The sequence below is a fragment of the Aquimarina sediminis genome (genome assembly GCF_002895435.1).
Lineage (GTDB): Bacteria > Bacteroidota > Bacteroidia > Flavobacteriales > Flavobacteriaceae > Aquimarina > Aquimarina sediminis.
Genome location: NZ_POYJ01000007.1, coordinates 115829 through 140125, shown reverse-complemented (window position 1 = coordinate 140125; position 24297 = coordinate 115829). Strand labels below are relative to the sequence as shown.

Sequence of the window (24297 nt, the reverse complement as noted above, 5' to 3'; positions counted from 1 at the left end):
GTAGTTATGTATTGGCTATAAGTTATGTGTTTTATTCATTTTTAGTTTTTTTTAGTTGTCTAAAAACAGTCTCTCAATATAATTTTATCTTTTTAGTTATTATTTGATGTTTCAAAACATCTAGAAATTTTCGAATATCAAATAATTACAATCGAATCCATTTTAACTCATTGCAAATATAAATTTGTTCCTTTTTTATTTTTCCGGATACTTAATTTTGATCTCATCAAAGATGTTTCAAAGCAGATAATACAGTAAATGTATAAAGAACTGTTTTGCTCTCGAAAAAAAGAAATGGATTAACTAAAAAGTGAAATAATACAAATTTATAATAATGAAAAAAAAATACTTAGTAATAGTTTTAGGAGCGTTGGCAACATTTGGAGCATGTAAACAAAAAAAGACAGCTAGGGCTGAAGAGACGGATAGAGAAGTCGAAAACTGTTACCTGTCGGGTAAGGAAGTAGATTGTGATTTTAAAAAAGAATTTGATGAAGTTAAGGGATTGGCTAATAGTTTAAAATTTTATAGCCCTTCTGAAAACACCTTTAAAGAAGTGGTAATCTATAATGATTCGATTTTTGAGTTATTAAAACCTTTAGAAAATACTGTAAAAAAAACATATGAGCTGGACGAATCTATTGCTAATATGTATTTCGGGGGTATTGAGAAAACAAGATCGAAAATGGAGGTTTTAAAAAGAAAAATTGATGTGATAGATCATTTAGTACTAAAAGCTACAATTAATAATCCTAATAGTAAAGGTGAAAAATTTGTGGATTATACTATTGAAAATAATAGTAAAGAAGCTTTTAGTATGATTACTATGACAACCATATATTATGATAAAAATGGCGGTATTGTTTATACGGATAATGGAGATGCAATAGGCAATTATGACTTTAAACCAGCTATGAAAGATGATAGCTTTCCGGCGGGATATAAGGGGACTGCAAAGAGAATGCCTGTTTTAGGTCCAGATGAAGATTTGCATCCAAATATTTTCAGTCTAAAGCAAGAGGTAACCAATATAACTTTTAAGTAAAATTATAAAGTGTAATATTGAGAGAATAATATGGTTGTTTGAAAAAAAAATGTTTTGATACAAAAAGCTGACTCTTCATAATGCAGAGCCAGCTTTTTGTTATTAGGCAGTAAAGTAGTTTTTTTTATAAAACATCTACCTCAAGATATTCCTCTTCAATCAAACTTAGATCAGATCTATAGACTACGGCTTATAGATAACCAAGTGCAATACTGGTTTTTTAAAAGAGATTGGTGTAAATAATTTTCATCTAACATTAATTCTGGTTAATATTGAGAACGTTCAGGTATTAATTGAGTGGCTCTTCCTATTCTGTTCCATACATTGATACAACAAATTGCCATTATTATATCGGATACTTTTTTTTCTCCAAATAATTGAATGGCTTTTTGGTATGTTTCATTGCTTAGACCGTGTATAGAGATATTAGTAACCTCTTCTGTAATCTCCAGAATTACTTGTTCTTCGTTTGTGAAAAATGGTGATTCTCTCCAAAATGGTAAAGCGTGTATGCGATATTGTTTTTCCCCATTTTCAATCGCTTCCTTAATGTGTGATTGTATACAAAACGCACAGCCGTTAATTTGAGATGCTCTAATTTCTATAAGTAAAAACTCAGAATTAGATAAAGAGCTTTTTTTGATATTGTCGTAGAGATCTAATATAGGTTTATACGCATTGGGATTTACCTCGTTGATATTTATTCTATCTGTTTTAATAACCATGATTTTTTAGCATTTATTACAAAATTCAATATAGAAAATGACTAAAGAATTAATCTAGATTAAGAAATGCGTTACGTTTTTCTTAAAAATTATCTTAAGGAGTTTGGTTCTTATGCATACCTAGCAATCCAAAATCATAAGGCGTCCACAAGCAAGCTTTTATGCCACTTTGTTTTAATCCATTATTTACCCAACTATTGCAAGTGTTAAAGCAAGTGTAATTTCCTTTTGCTTCATAGAAGTCATCATTACTACGATATCCTAAACCAGGTAGAACTATTTTTTTGTTTTTAGAATCTAATTGAAATGTAGAAGAGATGTATTGATTAATTTTTTTGAGTTGCTCGTGGTTGATCTTTAGCATTATCCAATCCTCTTGCACAGAAGAGTATCTGGTAACATGTAATAGTGTGGGACTATTAAGAAATAATGCCTGAAATCCGTTAAAAAAGGTTAGATCTGCCCATGTCGGCGTTTCTACATAAAAATTTTTATCACCCCATCCAAATGAGAAAAACTCGGCTTGAGTATTGTATTTTTGGCTATGTAAGACATTTGAATTTAGATCATTTTTGGCAATAATAATTTCTAAGTGAACACCATTAGAACTAAGGTAAACGGTTTGTGATTTTTTTTCACTACTCTCTTTGTTGTTTACAGGTATGTATGTTGAGATCAATGAGATAATGAGATAAGTGATCGGAATAATTAAAATTACTCCAATAAATTTTAAAATCTTTTTTAATATCCTCATATGATAGCTCTGAATATAATTAGACCTCACAGACAGTACTAAATCAAGTTAAGTACAAGCCTGTGAGGTCTAAAATAGTCAAAAGTAACTTATTATGCTACTCAATATGTACTCTAACACCTTCAGAGTGGCTTGAAAATTCTGGAGCATACATACTTTGTATGGTTGTAATACCGTTAGAAAGATCTCCTTTATTATTAACACGTAAGTCATACTCAAAAACATATACGCCTTTAGGTAAGTAATCAAAAAAGAAGTTTGTAGAGGCATCTTTGGTGCTTTCATAGTACCCCAAATTATCTTGCCATTTATATTGAGAAATTACATTAATAGGTTCTAGACCAGATGCTCGCATATCTTTCATATGTACAAACTCCATAGCGCGATCCGATCTAAGTTCAATACGTACTCTTACTAGGTCACCTAATCCTAGCTTCGTTTTAGAAGTGATTTCAGTGATTTCTTCTCCTGTGTCGGTGTTCTTTTTTAGGAATAGTTTTTTCTTCAAAGACAGGGGAGTTTCAGCTGAGGTGATTTTATCAAGGTTTTCAAAATATTGCCAATGCAGAGCTCCCCAGGCAATGCCTTTTCCTTTTTTAGAGATCGTGGCTTTAGCCATATTAGGTTTTATATCATTGCCGCTCCATGAGGTCTTAAAATACCCTGTGCCTGCTTCTACTTTTACATCATCCATTGTTCTAGGATCAATTTTTTGATCTCCAAGTACGATATCTACCATATCGGTAACCGATAACCAGTCACTGCCTTGCAATAATAGTGAATATACAGCATCAGAAGTAGCTTTGGTAGTTTTCCAACGATTGGTTTGCTTGTTTTTAAGTAACCAGATTTTTAGGTTATCAACAATTTCAGTTCTTTTGGGTTCAGCTTCTATTTCAGAAAAGACTTCGATCATAAGCGATTGCGTTTCGATTGGAGCCTGATACCAGAACCAGCTAGCAGTATTTGATTTCCAATACATACCTAATTCTTCATTAGTGATACTTTTTTCGTCTAGTGATCTAATGATCTTTGTAGCTGTAGTATGATCGTTATTTCGATCTAGTATCAAGGCAAGTAACCCTTGTGAGTATAAACTTTGGCTTAACCAATATTTTTTGGATTGACCAATGTAATAATTCCAGGCTTCATTAGTTTTTTTAGGTCTTTTGATATCAGCAAAGAAACTACGCATATATAAATAATGTATCTGGGTGTAGCTTAAATGATTTTTGTTAATATCAATTTTGTTCTTCTCACAATACCTTTTAAGTCTGTTATATTCATGTACAAATTCTGTATCTAGATAATTAATTGCATTTTGGAGCATATTATTGGTGTCTCCATTAAATTGGGTAACCCCTAATTTTTTTAGATGTCCAAACCCGGTTGCAATATGTTGTGTGATGAATCTATTTTCACGCCCTCCCTGAAACCAAGGGAACCCTCCTGAGCTATATTGCATTTGTCGTAATTTATTCAAGGCAGATTGCAATTCATTATTCATTTTATTGAGGTCAAAGAGTAGAGCAATTCTTTTCTTTTGTTCGGTTTCACTTTGGGCATCCCGTAACCATGGAGTTTCTTGAATCATTAGAGATTTAAGCTCTTGATTTTTTTCAAGATTACTTAGTAAGGCGTCACTTGATTTCCATTGGTTAAATACTTCTTGTATTCTAGGATTAGAATTGGCGATATGACTTGCCAAGCTGTTTGCATAATACCTTGAAAAGGTTTGCTCAGCACATTCATAAGGATACTCCATAAGGTATGGAAGTGCCTGTACGGCATACCAGGCAGGGTTAGAGGTCATCTCCAGAGTAAGTTTATGATGCTTTAATGTGTTTGATGTATTATCTTTTAATTTATCAAGTGTAAACGTTTTGGTTTGATCAGAACGAATCCACATAGGTAAAGTTTCTGTTACCAACATTCTATTGCTTAGTACAGGAAGTACGTTTTGCTCACCATCTGAAAAATCTCCTGCCTTGGCAATAATTTTATACTGTACGGTTTGTATGTTGTCAGGGATTTGTAATTCCCAAGATACATTGGTGTTTTCTTTAGCTTTAACATTAAAACTTTGACGAGCATTGTTGTTTTGAAGTTGCGTGTCAATTTTTTCATTGGTTAGCGCATCAAATAACTGTAGTTCTGCAATCCCTTCAAGATCCTCGCTGGCAAGATTAGATATCTTGGAGCTTAATACAATTCTATCTCCCTCTCTAAGAAATCTAGGAGGGTTAGGAAGAACCATTAGTTCCTTTTGAGTAACTGCTTCTAGAGTAGTGGTAGCTGAATTTAAATCTTTAGTATGGGCAAGAAGCTGTAATTTCCATCTAGTTAATGCTTCGGGTGCAGTAAAGTTAAAACTAATATTGCCATCCTCATCAGTAGTTAGTTTTGGGAAGAAAAATGCAGTCTCTTGTAGGTTTTTACGAATTTTTACACCTTCCAAAGTTGTTTGTTTTTCAGGTTTTTTGTCATCGTTACTTTCTTTGTTTTCTTTTGCATCCTTTTCGCCAGGAGCACCAGCCACAGCATTATCATCATCTGCTACCATAAATTCTGCTTCTTCCTGTACAGCTGCTGCCGTCATGCTTTTTTTGGCTTTGGATCTCCGCATCATAGGTGCAGGTGCACTACTTTCCATGACATCATACATTCGGTTTCTGCCTCCAAAATATTGTTGACCAAAATATAACCCAAACCAATTTAGTTGATCATATCCTTGCCCACCATAATAGTTACTTGGACTCTTATAGTTGTTTAGTCTAAATGATTGCACTCCAAAACTTTGTGATGCTTGTCGCTTGCTGTTTGCATAGTATTCAGGACGGCTAATTGGAGTAAAATACCATTTGTGTCCTTTAAATTGATCCAGAGAAGCATCATACATACTAGCTAATAGCTCTGCGCTAACTTTATCTCCTTTAGGTCCTTTAATCGTAAAACTCCATGTTTCTTGTTGACCAGGAAGTAACTTATCTCTAAATGTTTTGGTTTCGATACTTAATTCTGTGGGTTCGTATGGTACAGGAATTATAGTGGTACCACTCTGGTAACCGTTATAGTTTAGATAACTATAACCAATAGAGAACCCTCCAAGATCTTCTTTTGTAACAGGAATTCTAATTGTTTTGCTGTTATTAGAAAGTCTAATGAGTTGGGTCTTGATAATTTTATGATCTTTTTCAATATCAATGGTAACTGTTATATCTTTTGAAGCAGAACTCAATTTGATGATTGCTTCATCGCCAATTTTATAGATGGCTTTATCAGTAGTAATTTCAAATAATTGTTGATCACTGATCACTTTATCACCTTGATTGAACAAAGTGATGTATTGTATGTCTTTTACATCTTGTCCGAATCGGTCTTTAGTGTTTAGTTCTATTATATATTTTCCTGATTTCCATTTTTTAATACTTCCCAGCGTTAATTTTTGTGTACCAATTGCATTTTCTTTTGTAGCCGACGTGCTAAAAGGTTTATCAAGTACTAGTTGTCCTTTACTCCATTTTCGATAATCATGTTCATTTTTAAAGGCATCATGAGGGAATAATTTTTTAAACTCTTCTTTTTTAAATCCACTGTAGTCTGGTGCTTTCCATGGTCGAATACGCATTGTTTTATCGGGAGCTTGTAGCTTAAAAACTTTGATAGTCCCATTTGCAGCAATGGATTCATTGTTTAGGTTTAATGTAGTTATAGTAAGTGAATGATCCTTTTGAGTTTTGTCTATTTCATTTTTGATAGAAACATTAGCTGTCAAAGTATGATATCCTACATTAACTATTGTTGTTGTACTTCGCGTTTCACCGTTAATGTCGGTTACATCTGCTATGATCTCATAATTAAAAATAGGTAGGTTTTCTTTGGATACCGTTAGATCAGGTAATGCGGTAAAGTCTATATTATATTCTCCTTTTTTATTAGTTTTGGTTTCTCCATGGGTTATTTCTTGGGGTTCTACGGTATGTCTTGGGTACCAATAACACCAAAGAGGATATTGGACCTTACGATGCACCCTATAGACTACTTTTGCATCGCTAATTGTACTCCCTGCATATGCTGTTGCTACTCCTGCTAGTTTTATAACATCATTAACCTTGTAGGTTTTGGTAACAGGGTTAAATTTGGTTTCAAACTTAGGTCGTTTATATTCTTCTACAGAGAAAGATGTACTATTGTAATTATTGGTTTTTATAGTGTAATTCCCTGTCAATCCTGATGAAGGAAGGATGAATTCACCACTAAAGGAGCCATAATCATTTGTTTTGAATTTTAAAGTCTTTACCTCCTGTCCATTTACATCTACAAGAGTAGCAAAAGTAAATTGATCCGGAATAACTTTAAAATTTTCTTTACCAGTAGACGACATCATGATTCCTTTAAAATAGACAGTTTGTCCAGGTCTGTAAATACTTCTATCGGTAAAAAGAAAGGTGTTTTGATGAGTCTCTGCCGTATTATTTTGTTTATAGGATTGATTCAGATAATACCCTTCAAATTTTGCGATATCTTTCTCATGTAAAACAGTAATAGTTACATCATAATAATATTTGTTTAATGCTAAGTGTGCTTGTCCATTTTCATCCGTAGTTAGAGTTTTATCCAATTTGTTTCCATATCCTCTCTGGTTGAGAGTTTTTAAGTTTATTTTGGCATTCGAAACTGGTGCTCCATTGTGGCGATTCAAAACCTGAAAGGTTAACTTTTCGGGAGTTCTGTTTTCTATCAATGCCAAATTGGTAACCTGAGTATGGCCAAAAGAGAACATGTTTTCTTCAGAAAGATCTTTTGATGTAGTTGCTAAAATTAAGTGAAGACCTTGTTCTAATTCGGGTAACAATACTTCAGTGGTGTGACTTTGGTAGTCATGCTCATCTCTAATACTAGCTTCCCAGGTTTTACTTGCTTTTAAAGAGCTTAAAAATTTGATCTGATCAGGAGTTTTGTATAATCGATTTAAACTTTTTAATTGCTTGTGACTTATTTTTAGAGTCTTGAAATAAAGTTTATTTAAGTTTTTGTAAGTAATTAGTAGTCGCCCTGATGTTTGTATCGGTATATATTCTTCGGTTTTAATATCTAGCGCGGTAGATAGTATCTGACTTTTTAGTGAATTACACTTGTTAGCTCCTCTAGAATTAGGAAACTTTTTAATGGTAGCATCACATATTTCTACGGCTTCTTTTAATTTCCAGCGATGAGTTTCATTTTCTTCAGGAATGTAGGTTGCAGCATTTTCTTTATATAAATTAGCTATTTCATAATCATACAGGGCTGAAGCTGCATGAGTAGGGAACTTACTTTTTTCAGACTTTAGACATTCAAGTAAAACGGTTTTTTTGTCTCCAAAGACTGCATTTTTGGATATAAATTTGATTCGCTCGATATTGGCTTCGATCAGTGCATCTGGAGTCTTGTCCCTTTTGTGAAAACTTAATAAGTTTTGATATAGTTTTAACGCATTGAACTGTAAAGACAAAGAGTCTTTTGTCGCTATGGGTAAAGAAGAAAAGACTTTGTGGTCTTGCAAATATCTTTTGTCGTCTATCGTAAATGCATATGCAGGCTTGGTGATATTGGTCTCAGAAGTTTTGTAAAAGTCTAAAGCGTTATGCGTTAGAAAATCATAAAGAGTTGGACGGTATTTTTTTGAATCTTTAGAGGTGTTAAGGATATCATCAAACTTCTTTAGATCTGTCTGTTGCGCCAAGACTCCATTTCGAAGGGATTTTTGATAATACAAATGTACTTCGGCAAACAATGTTTCCAGATCCCATGTTCTGAAATCCTCTTGATCAACCTTTTTGGAAGTCTGGGCTCTGTTGTAAAATTTCCATCTGTTTTCCTGAAAATATTGCCAATATAAATTAGCAAGAATGCTTTCTAAAATATTTCTTTTGGGAAACTTACTCTTGCTGATCTCATTTTTAAAGTCTTTAATGATAGTGAGTTGTGCATTTTCTTCTAGCGTAAGCATATATTTTGCCTTGTGAATCAATGCTTTGATCACTTGGTTATCATTATTTGCCTTTTGAGCTCTGTCATATATCGTTTCTACTACTTCTAAGGCGGATTTTGGAAGTCCCTGTTGGTTAAAAGTTTCGATTTTTTTCCAATCATTTTGGTAATCTTCTTGACCTTTCATGGTATATAAATTTGATATACAGATTATAATAAGGATGATTTGTTTTTTCATCATATATATATTAGGTTGTGAAACAAACGTAAAGAAGTGTTGTGTTATTTTGTGTAAAAACACTTCATGATTTGTGAATGACATCATAAAACTACGTATTTGAAATGAGTCTTGATAATTTTGTAGCTATAAATCAAAATTTATACCTAACTCTATTAGATCACGAAGAAAATACTATTAGAAGAATAATGAAATGGTAATTGAGGGAAGTGTATGTTTTGTTTAGGAAGACCTGTGATTTGGTTAGGAAATGACGAGAAAAGGGAAAAAAGCAATTGTTTTCATGACATCATTATTTTATTAGCTAATTGTTAATTGTATCTTTACTCTTTGATTTAAGAGCTAAATATGCGAGTACATTTTATAGCTATTGGGGGGAGTGCAATGCACAACCTTGCCATGGCATTATACCAAAAAGGATATCAGGTAACCGGTAGTGATGATACTATTTTTGAACCTTCAAAATCTAGACTGGAAAGATATGGGTTATTACCAGATCAATTTGGCTGGTTTCCAGAGAAAATTACTTCAGATCTGGATGCTGTTATTTTAGGCATGCACGCAAAAGAGGATAATGAAGAACTTATTAAAGCTCAGGAATTAGGCTTAAAAATATATTCTTACCCAGAGTTTTTGTACGAGCAATCCAAAAACAAAACCAGAGTAGTGATAGGAGGGTCACATGGTAAAACAACAATAACCTCAATGATTTTGCATGTGCTGCATTATCATGAAAAAGAAGTAGATTATATGGTAGGGGCACAATTAGAAGGTTTTGATACTATGGTGCATCTAACAGAAGATAATGATTTTATGGTTTTAGAAGGAGATGAATATTTATCTTCTCCTATAGATCGCAGACCAAAATTTCATTTATATAAACCGAACATAGCTTTGGTAAGTGGTATTGCCTGGGATCATATTAATGTATTTCCAACTTTTGATAATTATATAGATCAATTTAGAATTTTTATGAATTCTATTGTTAATGGTGGAGCACTAGTATATAACGAGGAAGATGAAGAGGTGAAAAAACTAGCAGAACTTGCTGAAATACCGATGCGCAAATTTCCATATACCACCCCAGAGTATAATGTAGAAAATGGAGAAACTTTATTGCATACTCCAGAGGGTGAGATGCCAATAGAAGTTTTTGGAGCGCATAACCTGAGTAATCTTGCAGGAGCCAAATGGATTTGTCAAAATATGGGGATTGATGAGGATGAATTTTATGAAGCTATTGCTTCTTTTAAAGGTGCATCAAAACGATTAGAAAAAATAGCACAGAGCAATCATGCTGTTGCCTATAAAGATTTTGCACATAGCCCGTCTAAAGTTAGTGCAACAACCAGAGCGGTTAAAGAGCAGTATCAAAGTAGAAAAGTAGTTGCTTGTCTGGAATTGCATACTTATAGTAGTTTGAATGCAGACTTTTTGAAAGAATATGAGGGAGCATTAGATGCGGCCGACGAAGCTGTAGTGTTTTATTCTCCTCATGCCGTTAAAATTAAACAACTTGAAGAGGTTTCTGCTTCTCAAATTGCAGAAGCTTTTAATCGAGATGATCTGGTTATTTATACAAACCCTGAAAGTTTTAGAGAATATTTAAATAAAAAGGATTTTGCTAATTCTGCATTGCTGCTTATGAGTAGTGGTAATTATGGAGGACTAGATTTTGATGAGGTAAAAGACTGGATTGAAAGTTAGAAATGCCTCTCAAACAAAAGGTTTACAAAATCAGCTGTATTTTGCTGGTTGTTTTTAATTAATTCTTGTTTTGCATTTTCAATATCTGTGGGTGTTTTGTCTTGGCTTAATTTAAACTTTCCTTCCCAGTGTTCTACATTAATTTCAAAACCATGTATAAAATTGATCAATCGGTCCATTCTCGGATCATCGTGAGATAAGGTATAGTTATGCTTAGGAGACTCTAGGTATTCTGTCATAGTTACCAAGGAGTTTTTCAAGGTTTTAGCGTCTTTGATTTCTGTCACATAACCATTGGCATGGGCAATAATGTAATTCCATGTTGGTAATTGAGGGGTAGAGTATATAGAAGGAGAAATATAGGTTTGTGGTCCTTGGAAAACGGCAACAATTGGATAGTTTTCTTTTAATAGATCTACATGAGGGTTATTTTTATCAATATGTCCCACCAATTTATCCTGATGTAAGATAAGAGGAGCATGGGTGATAAAAGGCTTTTTGTTCTGAGCAGAAATCAATGTAGCAAAAGGATAAGTTAATGCTACTTGCTTAATATTTTTAGAATTGTATTCTTGGTGATGTTTTGGTGGATACACAGAGGAGGGTATTAAGCGTTAAATTGTCGAAGGTGGTGATCGAGGTGTTTATACTGCATTTTCCCCCATTGATCAGTTGTAAATTTTCCAAACAATGGGTGATCATTCCATTCTTCTCTATCTCTTTGGTTAGAAAAACTAGTAACAAGACTTAAAAGTACTTCTTTTTCAGTGTCAAAATCTTTTTGATCGGTTACTTTAAGTTTAGAGAGAGTTGGTATGTTTTTTTTCCAGAGCTTGTCATTATACATGGATTTTTTAAATAATAATTTAGCAAAGAAATTTGATTTTATTTTCGGAGAATCTTTTTTTAGGGCAATTTTTAGTGGAAATTGGCAGTGATGCAGCATTTGAGAAATATCCATTTTTCCCCAAATAGGTAAGCTGTTTTTGGATAAGCTTTCAATACGATTTTCTATTTCATTTTGTATGTCTGGATTGAAAAGAGATTTCATAACAATTGTTCCTTATACTGTATATAATCAAAAATAAGACTTTTTTGTATAAAAAAACAGAGACCAATCTTGCGGACTGATCTCTATCGTATGATATTATATATTGTTTTTTTAACTTACTTCATCAAAGAAAAGACTTAAGAAACCATCTAAATCATCATTAGATGCTATGTCTTTTGGTGTACCTAAATTGATCATTAAGGGTTGATCCTTAATTGTACCATATAAAAAATATTGAAAGGTAGTTCCCATTTTAAATTTATATCCTTTTAGTTGAGCACCAAAAGAAGTAAAAGTCACTTCTGTTTTTGAGTCATTGCTTTCTGCAAAAGCAGTAATTGTAGCATCAAAAACAGCGGATAGCATATCATCACTATAATAGTCCCATTTAATAGATGTTCCATCACAAGCTTGTAGCTCATATTCAGATTGCGCTTGGCATCCGTTAGGCACTTGTATGTTATTTCCTACTAAATTCAGAAACGAAATCTTCTTATCCTGCCCGTAAAAATTCAATGCCGCAAGAAGCAAAACGAAAGTAAAAATATTCTTCATAAATAGGTTAATTTGAAGTTGTTAAAATGTTCATTTTTCAATTAAGGGTGTCCAAATATAGTAAAACTTTCATTTTCAAACAAATATATGTGGCTAAATTATAGGTTATAACCTAAAATCTAATATTGATTACGGTATATTTATTATGTAATAAGATGTTGTTATTGAGGGAAATAGTTTATACTTTCAAGTAGGGTTTAGAACTTTTTTTTAATTATTAAATCAATTATATGAATGAGTTAAATTCTTCATTTTCGATCAAGGAATGGAGTGAAAATGATCGTCCAAGAGAAAAATTAATCGCTAAAGGGAAGAATGTATTAACAGATGCAGAGTTGATTGCAATATTAATTGGTTCTGGAAATCGGGAAGAGAGTGCTGTAGCCTTAAGTAAACGAATTTTGGCTAGTGTTAATCATAAAATTAATACTTTAAGTAAATTGTCGGTAAAACAGTTAATGGACTTTAAAGGGATTGGAGAAGCAAAAGCTATTGCTATTGTTGCGGCATTAGAACTGGGACGAAGGAGAAGAGATGAACATACGCTAGTAATACCCAAAATAACATGTAGTAAGGATGCTTTTAATCTTTTAAGACCTATTATAGGCGATCTCGAACACGAAGAGTTTTGGATATTGTTTTTAAACAATGCAAATAAAGTGATCCAAAAAAAACAAATTAGTGTAGGCGGAAAGACCGAAGCTTTGGTGGATGTTCGTATAGTTTTTAGATCAGTGTTAGAATATGGAGCTACAGGGATAATAATTGGGCATAACCACCCTAGTGGCGCTTTACACCCTAGCCACTCTGATAAAATATTGACTCAAAAATTAAAAGAAGCGGGATTTACTTTGGATATCAAACTATTGGACCACCTTATTATTACTGAAAAAAGCTATTTTAGCTTTGCAGACGAAGCTATATTATAATATGTAAAAAAATATGTTATTAATTCATGTACAAAAAATTACACCTAGGGTTTCTTATACCTTCAAGCAAATATGTAAACGTATTTTAGGTTTAGAGGTTGACTTAACTTCAAAAATAGAAACTTTTATTGCTCATGATGGTCCAAAGCTATCTTATGGGAAACAGCCATTGGGTAAGGAACTTTATTTTCAAAGTGTCGATTTGCTTTTTGAACATGGATTAAATGATATTGATATTCAAGTGTCAGATTGGGAGGAAACAAAATGTTTTTTTGAAGTTAAACATAGTAGTTCAGCACTACCATTTGATATTTTTGCCGCTACATTTTATCTGTTAACTAGGTATGAAGAATATTTGCCACACGTAAAAGATGACATGGGGCGTTTTCCTGCTACAGAAAGTATTGGATATATCAATGGATTTTTACAGGATCCTGTGGTAGATATATGGGCATATAAGTTAAAGAAGGTACTTATAGAAAAATATTCAAATTTAGATTTTAAGGAAAAGAAATTTAATATAATCCCTATTGTTTCTGTTTCTCAAACCTTTGTGTATAAAAACAAAGGAGTTCTGAGGTCACTAGGAGGGGGGATTCGGGATTTGTGGAGGCTACAATTCGATAAACTTACAGACAGGATAAAAGTAATTATCGGAGTAAAAAAAGATCCATATGATATTTTTGATTTTATAATCACATTACAAAAAAGAAAAAAAAGAAAATCTAAAGTGCTATTTGGGCTAGGTGATTATTCTACATATGAAAAGAATGTGGGCTATAATCGCCCGCAACATCACAAGATCATTAAACATATAGCTGATTATACTGATGTTGGACTAAAAATTTCTTATGCGGCAATATCCGATGCAGTAGTTTTGAAAAAAGAAAAGCTACGAATTGAAAATATTTTGAATAGAAGGTTGGAGCATGCACTCTGTTCTTTTTTTAAAATTAAATTACCCGAAGCGTATCGCAATTTTATCGAATTAGAGATAGGTGAAGATTATTCGATGGGGTACGCAGAATATTCTGGTTTTAGAGCAGGCACCTGTACTCCTTTTATGTTTTATGATTTGGATTATGAGGTACAGACCCCACTAATAATACATTCCGTTTGTTTTGCAGATATAGGAGGTGAAGAGTATGCTAATGATTCAGTGAGTACAAGAGAAGAAATCATTTCATATCTTAATAAGGTGAAGGATGTAAATGGAGTGTTTATTCCCGTTTTTAGTAATTTATTATTTAGTGAACTACATAATCATTCTTTTTGGAAATCAATATTAGAATATATTTGGACTATTGCAGATGAATAAAAGTATAGAGCATGTTTTTTTTGACCTAGATCATACACTTTGGGATTTTGATAGAAACTCTTCTCTCGCGTTTCAAATGATTTTTGAGAAATTTGATATACAAATAGCTGTCAAAGATTTTTTGGAGATATATCAGCCAATCAACATGAGGTATTGGAAGTTATATAGAGAAGAAAAAGTAACTAAAAAACAACTCAGAAGAGGGAGGCTTACAGAAGCCTTTGCTTCTCTCCACAAAAAGCTGCCTTTGGTAACAATAGACGCAATATCTGAAGACTATATTGATTTTTTGCCACTTCATAATTATTTAATTGATGGAACACAAGATTTGTTAGAATATCTTAATCCTAAATATAATTTACATATTATCACTAATGGATTTAAAGAAGTTCAATACAAAAAAATTGTAAACTCAGGAATAGCGCAATATTTTGATACAATTACCAATAGTGAAGAAGCAGGTGTAAAAAAACCAAACCCATTTATTTTTGAGCAAGCGATAAAAAAATCTGGTGCAAAATTAGATAAAAGTATAATGATAGGAGATAACTATGAAGCTGATATTATAGGAGCAGAAGCTGTAGGATTGAAAACGATATGCTTTAATTATCACAAGGAAAAATTGCCCCTTCATAATGTTCAAGTGTCTATGTTAAAGGAGATTAAAAATTATCTTTAATAATAAATATTTGTATTTTAGATGTTTACAAAACATTTTCCCCAAAATGAAAACAAAAAAAACACATGTACTATTATGTGCTCTAGGCATACTGATACAATTCATTTCCTGTGTAAAAGATGTGGATTTTGATCAAGTAGAAGATATTGCATTGACTCCAGTTTATGAAGTGGATTTTGTGTATTCAAAATTCGATACCAATGAGTTTATAGATCCAGATTTAGACCCAGCTATTTCTATCCCTGAAGTAATAATTAGTGATACACTAAATTATGATCTTTTAGGAACTGATTTTGTCGTAGATAATTTAGAAAGGGTAGAGTTGACCTTTGAGTTTAAGAATACTATTCAAAGAGATTTTGAATTTGATTTTGGATTCTTAGATGAGAATAATCAGAGAATTGGACCTTTGTATAGTATGATAGCCGAAAGTGGTAACGGTGAAGGAACCGATCCAGTAATTACCACAGAAGTAATCGTTCTTGATACTAATGCAATCAATATTTTAAGTAATGCTGCAAAACTAGTTTCTTCGATTCAAGTACAAAATGTAAATAGTAGTCTTGATGGAATTCTTGAATTAAGATCAAAGGGGACTTACTTTATTAATTATGAATTATGAGAGTTTTTGTGTTCTTACTTATTGGTTTGTGGGGATGCTTTGTCTATTCTCAAAATAAGGAAACTTTATATGATTTTGTAGATTTACCTCAATCATTAATGCTTAATCCTGGTGCCGAAGTAAATTTTGATTACCATGCAGGGGTACCTTTCTTATCTCATTTTCATTTAAATGCAGGACTAAGAGGAGGATCCTTATATGATATTTTTGCAGACGACGGAAGAGATATTAACGATAAGATAGAAACTACACTTAACAAACTTACCAGTAATGATTATTTAACAACAACACAGCAATTAGAATTTGTAAATCTTGGTTGGAAAAGCAAGAAAAACAATAAAATATACTTTTCTGGAGGAATTTATCAAGAGTTGGATGTTATTGGGTATTTTCCAAAGGATTTTGCTGTTCTAGCTTATCAAGGTAATCAGGAATTTCTTAATCGACCATTTCGATTTTCAAATATAAGTGGATCGAGTGAGTTATTAACGGTATATCACTTTGGGTATAATAAGAAAGTAAATAAGAAACTAATTTTTGGGGCTCGTGCAAAATTGTATTCTAGTATATTTCATGTGCGCAGTGCCAGAAATAGGGGGACTTTTACTACCATAGAAACACCGCAAGGAGATAATATCTATCAACATATTATTAGCAATGCAGATGTCACAGTTAGAACATCAGGGTATACTTCTCTTAAAGAACTTGAAGGAAAAGAAGTTGTCAATAAACTTGTAGGAAGGGCATTGTTAGGGGGTAATTTAGGATTAGGTATTGATCTGGGGTTTACACATAAAGTAAATGAGCAATTGTCTATCACTGGTAGTGCTAATGATCTTGGATTGATCTTATATTCTAAAGATGTAGAAACCTACAAAGCACAAGGGAACTATGTTTTTGAAGGTTTTGAAACGCCTATTCAGTTCTCTGGTGAGGATTCTCAGAATTTTTTGGATGAATTAGAAGAAGCCATTCCACTTGATACATTGAGTAAAGCATATATAACGATGCGTCCATTAAAATTAAATGGGTCGATCAAATATTCTTTTAATAGGTATGATGATGGTACCTGTGATTGTTATATTGAAGGAGAGCAACCTCCATATATGGATGCTTTTGGGGTACAATTATTTACTCAGTTTAGACCCAAAAGACCTCAGTATGCAGCTTCATTGTTTTATTATAAACGATTGTTTAATTTTTTGAGAACCAAGCTTACTTATACGATAGACGATTATTCGTATTATAATGTAGGATTTCTGTTATCTACTCATATTAAGAAAATTAATTTTTATATTTCGGCAAATAATTTGTTAGAATATCCTAATCTTGCAAAAGCAAGAGGAATTTCTCTTCAATTTGGTTTTAATGTTATAATGTGATTGTATGTTACGTATTATATTTTTAGGGGTTGTTTTGGCTTCAACTTTGAGCATGAGCGCTCAAAAGAGTATCAATGATTTTAAGTATGTTGTTGTTCCCGAAAGTTATAGCTTTCTAAAAGGGACAGATGTCTATCAAATCAATTCACTGACTAAGTTTTTATTTAATAAATACGGTTTTAATGCCTTTATGGATAGTAAAAACTTTCCTTCCGATCTTAATGATAATGGGTGTAAAGCATTGAAAGCAAATGTGAAACGTAGACCAGGTGTTTTTACAACCAAACTTACTGTTGAATTAATAGATTGTAATGGTACTGTCGTATTTACATCTTCTGAAGGGAAAAGTAGAGAAAAAGATTTTAAACCAGCTTATCATGAAGCTCTAAGAAATGCGTTTAAGGATGTAGCAGCCCTAAAATATGCCTATAGTGGTGATGTGAAAGAAAAAAGTGTTGAGAAAACACCAGTTAAAGAAGAAGCTGTTGTTGAAAAAGAAAAACCTGTCGAAACTAAAAAGGAAGAAAGTACAATAAAAACCCCAACAGAGTCTTCTCTGTATATCTTTAATGATTCTAAGTTTATCTTCAAAAAACAAGAATATGGATATGAAATATTCAAAAATGAAGGAGAACAAGTTTCCATAGGAAAGATCTTTAAATCAGCAAACGGGAAAAACTATATAGTGCAAGGAGGAGATCTTAGCGGTAATGGATATTTTGATGGATATGGTAATTTTGTCTTAGAACGCATTAATCCGGTAACCAATAAATTGATTACAGATACATTTGCAAGACAGTAAAGTGCCTAATATCCATATTTATCTTCCCATCTGGATTTGAGAAATTTTCTCATCGAATGTTCTCGTTGATTATCTCCTGGATCATATAGTTTTGTGTTTGTAATCTCATCCGGAAGAAACTCTTGCTTTGCAAAATTATCCTTGTGGTTATGTGAGTATTTATAATCCTCACCATACCCTAATTCTTTCATCAATTTGGTAGGTGCATTTCTTATATGAAGAGGAACAGATAAATCACCTGTTTGCTTTACTAATTGTTGGGCTTGATTAATAGCCATATAAGAGGCATTACTTTTTTGCGAGGAAGCAAGGTATACGGCACACTGACTCAGTATTATTCTTGCTTCTGGAAACCCAATGGTATTTACTGCCTGGAAAGTATTATTAGCTAGAATCAAAGCCGTAGGGTTGGCGTTTCCTATATCTTCTGAAGCTAGAATAATCATCCTTCGGGCAATAAACTTAAGGTCTTCGCCTCCTTCAATCATACGGGCGAGCCAGTATACAGCGGCATTAGGATCACTACCTCTAACAGATTTAATAAAAGCAGAAATAATATCATAATGTTGTTCTCCTGTTTTGTCATAACGTACAGTATTTTGTTGTACCAATTTTAAAACAAGATCATTAGTGATAACAATTGGGTCATGATCTTGACTAGAGATGATCAATTCGAAGATGTTTAATAGCTTTCGGGCATCACCACCACTTAGCCTAAGTAATGATTCTGTCTCTTTAAGTGTTATCTCTTTAGTTTTTAGATGCTCATCTTCTCTCATTGCTCTATGTAGAAGAGCTTCCAATTCTTTTTTACCAAAGGGATTAAGTGTGTAAACCTGACAGCGAGATAAAAGGGCAGGTATTACTTCAAAACTGGGATTCTCAGTGGTTGCTCCAATAAGAGTTATCCATCCCTTTTCTACAGCACCTAATAAAGAATCTTGTTGCGATTTACTAAAACGATGAATTTCATCAATAAATAAAATAGGATTTTTGGCAGTAAATAGACCTCCACTTTGTTTTGCTTTCTCAATAACCTCCCTTACCTCTTTAACACCACTATTTATAGCACTTAAAGTATAAAAAGGTCTTCCTGATTCGGCAGCAATAATGTTTGCTAGAGTTGTTTTTCCTACTCCAGGTGGTCCCCAAAGTATTAGCGAGGGAATAATGCCTTTTTTTATCTGTTGAGTGAGAGAACCATCATCACCAATCAGATGTTCCTGACTCAAGTATTCTTCTAGAGATTTTGGACGTATTCGCTCTGCAAGTGGTTTGTTTTCATTCATCCGCTGGTTATTATAGTTTTCCGAGGATTAAGTAGAATCGATAACAATCATTTCGATTGGTATCAATTTCACCCAAAGGACTTATTTGATAATAGCAAAGTTACAAACCTTCATTGGATTTGAAGAGAAAATAAATCAGGTAGAGCATTAATTTATAATATAGCTTATTTCAGAATTTGTAAAGTCTACTTTATTAATTAGACCTATTGTATGATAGTGTTCTTATTAAGTAAGAACCTGCCATTTTAACCGAAGTTTAGATTTTGGAGTTTTTTTTGATATATTATTGTTGTTATGCAAGAAACGAATAATCATTTTAGATTTAATACAGGGGTTGTCGGTTACCCTTTATTATTTGTATTATTTATTTGGATAGTTTTTTGGTTCGAGATTCGCTTCGGAGTAGATTTTAATGATTTTGGTGTATATCCCAGAACAATTGTAGGGCTTAGAGGGGTGATATTTTCTCCTTTTATTCATGCAGATATCACCCATTTATGGCATAATACTTTACCTCTTTTGATTTTATCAGCGGCATTATTCTTTTTTTATCAGAAAAATGCTTGGAAAGTATTATTTATAGGTATGCTTTTAACGGGTTTTTTGACTTGGTTGTTAGGGCGGTCAGCAAATCATATTGGAGCCAGTGGAGTTATTTACATGCTTTTTGGTTTTCTGTTTTTCAAGGGTATAGTGGCTAAGCATTTTAGGCTGATTGCGCTGTCTTTTGTAGTTGTTTTTATTTATGGGAGCATGGTTGTGTATGTTTTTCCAATAGATCCTAAAATTTCATGGGAAGGCCATTTGTCAGGACTGGTAACAGGAATACTCTTAGCGCTTTTTATTAAAAAGGGGGTGGTAACACCTGATCAATATGTATGGGAATCCGATGATTTTATACCAGAAGAAGATGAATTTTTAAAACATTTTGACGAAAATGGGAACTTTATAGAAAGTATTCCAGAAGAAACTCCTGATAGTAGTGTAACTGTCATTTATGAGTATAAAGAAAATACAACTGATACCGATGACTCTTCAAAGAATGAAAAATCTAACTAGAGTCAACTTTAGGTAATTGTTTTAAAAGATTTATTTGTTTTATAAACGTTGTCTCGTTACTTCATACAGAAATACACCACAGGCAACAGATACGTTAAGTGAAGCAATATCTCCATGCATAGGTAATTTTGCTTGCTGATCAACCAGCTTTAATACAGATTGCGATATACCTTTACCTTCACTTCCCATAATGATGGCAGATGGTACCGTAAGATCAGTGTCATATATATTGGTGTCGGCTTTTTCAGTGGCAGCGATTATTTGAATTCCAGAACCTTGTAAATAAAACATTGCATCTTTTATATGATCCACTTTGCAAATAGGAATTTTGAATACGGCTCCTGCAGAAGTTTTAACAGTATCTGCATTAACAGGTGCTCCTCCTTTTTTCTGAATGATAATGCCATGAACTCCCGTACAAGCAGCAGTTCTTATAATTGCTCCAAAATTGCGAACATCAGATAATTGATCCAAAATCAAAAACAAAGGAGTTTCTCCTGATTCTATAACATTTATCACTAGATTCTCCAGATCATAAAAATCAATAGGAGAGATGTAAGCAACAGCACCCTGATGGTTTTTGCGTGTTAGTCTGTTTAGTTTTTCTACAGGTACATAATTAATAGTAATATTTTTTTCTCGTACTACTTTCATTAATTCTTTAGATAACTCTCCTTGCAATCCTTTTTGGATAAAAAGTTTATCAACAGCTTTACCAGCTCCTATAGCTTCTATTATTGCTCTAATACCGAAAATCAGGGATTCATTCTTCATAGTCGTCAAAGATAGTTATAAAAAAATATCCCGATGAAATTTCATCGGGATGTATTTTAAAAAATCAACTATTTTTTTATTGAATAAAGGGGTTAGGATCTATATTTTTTGACCTAGTCCATTTACAAAGTTGATTAACTTAATTAGATCTTTTTCTTTCTTAGGGTTAATGTTCTGTTCTTTTATATAGTCAGAAATAACAGAACGATCTTGTTCTGGAAAAAGTGAGGAAATTTTCTTTTGTTTCTTTGGTAGTTGTTTAGCTTCTTTTGAATCTTTGGCAAGAAGGTAATAAGTTGTAAAGGTAGAAAATTTTGCTTCACTAACTTTTGATAAAGAGGTAGCTTGTTCTACACCACGATCTTTAAAAATAGTTTTTATTCTTTTGTACAATGTATAGGAATTAGAAGGGTTTGTAAGTGATATTAAATATCCTTCTTCAGCCATTTTATCTATAGGCTTGTATGTGCTATAGATAAGTTGTTGTTGATTTAAATTGCAGTTGATTAATTTACTTTTGATTAGAGCAGAATAATCTTTGTCATTAGTGTTTTTCTTTACTTCAATTTCATCACTAAAAGCATTATAACGCATGTATAGTTTTCCAACAGGATCTGCTTCAAAATACACATCTCCTTGAGTAAAGTTCTCTGATAGATAAGGAGAGCCTTTTATGTTAGCCAGGATATCTTCTTTGGATAACTTTTTAACTTGATTAAATAAGTCATCTAGTTTAAGGTTACGACCTTGTTGATTGGCAGGAGCTTCAGACTTCCACATTTTTTGTGAAAATGAGGAATAATTTGTTAGTAAGGCTAGTGTTAAAGCAAATAAGAATACATTACTTTTCTTTGTTAAAAGATTGTTTATAATCATAGTGAGTGATTTAATAGTTTATTTTTACTGACTGAATATTGTTCTATATTCTTGATTTTCAATTATAGAACTGTTAAAAATACCATAAAAAAGTAAGTAAACCAAGTTAAGATGCTTATTACTCTTGATGAGTAACATTGCTAAGCAAATTTTTTTAAAGAGTGAATAAAAAAATCCCGATTGATTTTATCGGGATTTATAAGTTATAAATTTTGTTTAACCTAAAGATTTAGATTGAGAATAGCAGGATGATCATTGTCATAATGATAACCTCTCCAAAAAAAGCTATTGACGCCATCAAATTGCCAAATAACTTCCTTGTTTTCATTTACTTCCCAAAAGCCAAAAGAACCCTCAGTAATTAAGGTGTTGCCGTTTGATAATCTAACTGCACCTGAGACTAAAGGAGAGTAAAGCTCTTTATCGGAGAATTCCCAAATAATTGTTGGCTCATTGTTTTGATCGGGAGCCAATCCAAAATTGTCGGGTAGTTTTAGTTCATAGACAGTTGATTGCTCATTTCCGGGGATGTTACCGTTCATATATACCAATAGATTACCAGCTCCTATTTCATCTTTATCAAGAATGTTTGGGAAATGATTGTTGTAAAACAGCCTTGTACCTTTAGTGTTTTTGTATGCAGTTGGATTTCCAAATCTATATACCAAATCTCCTCCTTTATTATAATTACCTGATGCGTGTGAAGATGCTTCGGCAGTTGTGGTACTGTGATCAATAACCCATATTTCACTATAAAAATTTATACTTAGGTATATTAAATCTTTTTCAGAGTCATAATCTATACCATTCGCATGCATTAAATCTCCACGTTCATCATAATGATAGTTTATATCTATTAATTGTGGATTTTTATCTATTTCACCATAATTATTTTTTGAGATATCATGATCTTGTATTAGGTGATCCCAAGAATTCCATTGCCATACTATTTGGTCTGTATTAGGATCAACTTCTATTAATGATTCTGGAAATAGCCTCTCTACAGTATTACTTAAATCATAACCAGCCTCTTCTGCTTCAGCTAGTGATTTGATTTCCCATGCTAGGATTAAGATATTACCATTAGGCAACAATTCGATATCATGATGAGAAAGTCGAAATTCATCAGAGTATGTATACTCCCATTCGATGGAGCTGTCAGGGTTGATCAACTGAATTTTTCCTGCATATCCACCTATGTCATAAAGAGCATTTTTATCTTTTAATGAAGCTAACAGTTTTCCGTTATCTAGTAATTCGACATCATTGCCAAGTTTTAGATCAATATTCCATTCATGAGCTATAGAGGCATCCAATTTATTCATTAGATATACTCGTGCGTTACCTATGTCGTTTACCAAAATTAACCCTTTTTGAATTTTAGAGCTATCTAAGGTAATAATCATACCAGTATCTCCTGCAATTGGATTTTCCGAAGATATTGGAATGGGGGTTTCTTCATTTATTATTGATTCATCATCATCACTACAGGAATAAATGGCAAAGATAGATGATATAGTTAAAACTATTCTATAGAAGGATGTTAGGGTAAGATGTTTCATAGCTAATTTATTTAAAAAAAGGAAAGCCATCTATATAGATGGCTTCCTGAAAACATTATTTGCAATTTTCACATTAATTATCTAATTTTTCTTCGCTTTAAGTGTGTAGTTACCAAAACTTCCAAGGTCAACAGTATGTTGAAGATTTAGTATCATAGTACCAGTACAAGAGAAAAAGAAACTTGTTGTTGTGTTTGTATTTATATTACCTCCAGCATATCCAGCAAAAGAATTTGCAACTGGTTGTCGGTCAATAGTTGCAATACCAAGTTCTGTATTCATTGAAATAGTAAAACTTTTATCTGCATCGTACAATCCAGTTACTATCACCTCACCATCATTAGCACCAGCAGTTACTTCAAAAGTAGCACTGGCAGGTTCAAATCCTCCAAACCCATCACTCGTAACTGAGTAAGTGCCTACAGCTTCAGAAGTAATAAAAGGGCATATTACAAATGTTGTATGGTTAAAACCTTGAAATTGACCCGGACCTGTTGCGTCACCATTTAAATCAGCAAAAGAAGCTTTTACTCCATTGGTGCCTGTAGCAGTAGATACAAAACTAAATTGATCTCCTGGTTTAAGATCATCGGCAGCAACTCCTAACGCAGCTGCAAGATCTGCTCTTGTTATGCTGAAATCAAAAGGAAAAGATGTAACTTTTTGAACAGATACAGGTTCTGAATCAACATCGTTAGATGTACGTATTACAATTAAGTCGTATTCTGCAACATTATTAGCAGGTGCAGTAATTGTAAAATTGTAACTCGATTCTGGTTTTGTGAAATCAATAACTAAATTATTGGGATCTTGAGCAATTGTAACAAATACAGCATCATTACTTGGATCAGCGTCTACAAAAAGTGGACTTTTATCTTCGTCTTCACAACTGATCATTGCCACGGCTGCAAAAAGAACAAAGAATATTTTTTTATATATATTTTTCATATCTATCTT

Annotated in this window: 20 protein-coding genes; 9 read left to right on the top strand and 11 right to left on the bottom strand. The window is 32.8% G+C overall.

From position 1 onward, the window contains the following. Positions 1–334 precede the first annotated feature (334 nt). The gene (locus C1X07_RS15925) at positions 335–1045 is read left to right on the top strand and encodes a hypothetical protein (protein ID WP_103071024.1); all 711 of its coding nucleotides are present in this window, start codon (positions 335–337) and stop codon (positions 1043–1045) included. A 266-nt stretch (positions 1046–1311) separates the two neighbouring features. Here the strand turns inward: C1X07_RS15925 and C1X07_RS15920 are convergent, their stop codons facing one another. The 3 genes from C1X07_RS15920 to C1X07_RS15910 all read right to left on the bottom strand — a co-directional run bounded on the left by C1X07_RS15920 (position 1312) and on the right by C1X07_RS15910 (position 8684). Continuing rightward, entirely contained in the window at positions 1312–1770 is a 459-nt protein-coding gene (locus tag C1X07_RS15920) for a carboxymuconolactone decarboxylase family protein (RefSeq protein WP_103071023.1), read from the bottom strand. A 94-nt stretch (positions 1771–1864) separates the two neighbouring features. After that, positions 1865–2524, bottom strand: coding sequence for a TIGR02117 family protein (locus C1X07_RS15915; protein WP_103071022.1), 660 nt, complete (start codon positions 2522–2524; stop codon positions 1865–1867). A 97-nt stretch (positions 2525–2621) separates the two neighbouring features. Then, positions 2622–8684, bottom strand: coding sequence for an alpha-2-macroglobulin family protein (locus C1X07_RS15910; protein ID WP_241507271.1), 6063 nt, complete (start codon positions 8682–8684; stop codon positions 2622–2624). Positions 8685–9083: 399 nt separating this feature from the next. Between C1X07_RS15910 and C1X07_RS15905 the strand changes: the two genes are divergently transcribed. Then, on the top strand, positions 9084–10442 hold the full coding sequence (locus tag C1X07_RS15905) for a UDP-N-acetylmuramate--L-alanine ligase (RefSeq protein WP_103071020.1): 1359 nt from the start codon (positions 9084–9086) through the stop codon (positions 10440–10442). Here the strand turns inward: C1X07_RS15905 and C1X07_RS15900 are convergent. From C1X07_RS15900 to C1X07_RS15890, 3 genes are all read right to left on the bottom strand, one after another. Then, the gene (locus C1X07_RS15900; RefSeq protein ID WP_103071019.1) at positions 10439–11038 is read right to left on the bottom strand and encodes an FMN-binding negative transcriptional regulator; all 600 of its coding nucleotides are present in this window, start codon (positions 11036–11038) and stop codon (positions 10439–10441) included. The genes C1X07_RS15905 and C1X07_RS15900 overlap by 4 nt on opposite strands. 11 nt (positions 11039–11049) lie before the next feature. Beyond that, positions 11050–11493 carry a DUF1569 domain-containing protein gene (locus C1X07_RS15895; RefSeq protein ID WP_103071018.1) on the bottom strand — a complete coding sequence of 148 codons (444 nt, stop codon included), beginning with the start codon at positions 11491–11493 and terminating at the stop codon, positions 11050–11052. A 111-nt stretch (positions 11494–11604) separates the two neighbouring features. After that, positions 11605–12048 carry a hypothetical protein gene (locus tag C1X07_RS15890; protein ID WP_103071017.1) on the bottom strand — a complete coding sequence of 148 codons (444 nt, stop codon included), beginning with the start codon at positions 12046–12048 and terminating at the stop codon, positions 11605–11607. A 230-nt stretch (positions 12049–12278) separates the two neighbouring features. Here C1X07_RS15890 and radC point away from each other — a divergent pair, with 230 nt between their 5' ends. The 6 genes from radC to C1X07_RS15860 are packed head-to-tail and all read left to right on the top strand — an operon-like array spanning position 12279 to position 17780. Further along, entirely contained in the window at positions 12279–12977 is a 699-nt protein-coding gene (gene radC, locus C1X07_RS15885; RefSeq protein ID WP_103071016.1) for a RadC family protein, read from the top strand. 13 nt (positions 12978–12990) lie between these two features. Beyond that, a complete protein-coding gene (locus C1X07_RS15880; RefSeq protein WP_103071015.1) occupies positions 12991–14295 on the top strand; it encodes a polysaccharide deacetylase family protein in 1305 nt (434 codons plus the stop codon). Next, positions 14288–14974 carry a YjjG family noncanonical pyrimidine nucleotidase gene (locus C1X07_RS15875; protein ID WP_103071014.1) on the top strand — a complete coding sequence of 229 codons (687 nt, stop codon included), beginning with the start codon at positions 14288–14290 and terminating at the stop codon, positions 14972–14974. The genes C1X07_RS15880 and C1X07_RS15875 overlap by 8 nt, the downstream gene beginning before the upstream one ends. 46 nt (positions 14975–15020) lie before the next feature. Further along, positions 15021–15596: a hypothetical protein gene (locus C1X07_RS15870; protein ID WP_103071013.1), complete on the top strand. Its 576-nt coding sequence runs from the start codon at positions 15021–15023 to the stop codon at positions 15594–15596. Continuing rightward, the gene (locus C1X07_RS15865) at positions 15593–16978 is read left to right on the top strand and encodes a DUF5723 family protein (RefSeq protein WP_103071012.1); all 1386 of its coding nucleotides are present in this window, start codon (positions 15593–15595) and stop codon (positions 16976–16978) included. Before C1X07_RS15870 ends, C1X07_RS15865 begins: the two co-directional genes overlap by 4 nt. Before the next feature lie 4 nt (positions 16979–16982). Then, positions 16983–17780 carry a hypothetical protein gene (locus C1X07_RS15860; protein WP_103071011.1) on the top strand — a complete coding sequence of 266 codons (798 nt, stop codon included), beginning with the start codon at positions 16983–16985 and terminating at the stop codon, positions 17778–17780. Between the two features lie 5 nt (positions 17781–17785). Here the strand turns inward: C1X07_RS15860 and C1X07_RS15855 are convergent, their stop codons facing one another. Beyond that, entirely contained in the window at positions 17786–19069 is a 1284-nt protein-coding gene (locus tag C1X07_RS15855; protein WP_103071010.1) for a replication-associated recombination protein A, read from the bottom strand. Positions 19070–19363: 294 nt separating this feature from the next. On the opposite strand from C1X07_RS15855, the gene C1X07_RS15850 reads away from it, so the two are divergent. Then, positions 19364–20128 carry a rhomboid family intramembrane serine protease gene (locus tag C1X07_RS15850; protein ID WP_103071009.1) on the top strand — a complete coding sequence of 255 codons (765 nt, stop codon included), beginning with the start codon at positions 19364–19366 and terminating at the stop codon, positions 20126–20128. A gap of 39 nt (positions 20129–20167) precedes the next feature. Here C1X07_RS15850 and rlmB read toward each other — a convergent pair whose 3' ends face one another. From rlmB to C1X07_RS15830, 4 genes are all read right to left on the bottom strand, one after another. Continuing rightward, positions 20168–20902 carry a 23S rRNA (guanosine(2251)-2'-O)-methyltransferase RlmB gene (gene rlmB / locus C1X07_RS15845; RefSeq protein ID WP_103071008.1) on the bottom strand — a complete coding sequence of 245 codons (735 nt, stop codon included), beginning with the start codon at positions 20900–20902 and terminating at the stop codon, positions 20168–20170. Positions 20903–21001: 99 nt separating this feature from the next. Then, positions 21002–21778 carry a hypothetical protein gene (locus C1X07_RS15840; protein ID WP_103071007.1) on the bottom strand — a complete coding sequence of 259 codons (777 nt, stop codon included), beginning with the start codon at positions 21776–21778 and terminating at the stop codon, positions 21002–21004. Between the two features lie 221 nt (positions 21779–21999). After that, a complete protein-coding gene (locus C1X07_RS15835; RefSeq protein WP_103071100.1) occupies positions 22000–23340 on the bottom strand; it encodes an aryl-sulfate sulfotransferase in 1341 nt (446 codons plus the stop codon). Between the two features lie 81 nt (positions 23341–23421). Then, the gene (locus tag C1X07_RS15830; RefSeq protein WP_103071006.1) at positions 23422–24288 is read right to left on the bottom strand and encodes a hypothetical protein; all 867 of its coding nucleotides are present in this window, start codon (positions 24286–24288) and stop codon (positions 23422–23424) included. Between the last annotated feature and the right edge of the window lie 9 nt (positions 24289–24297).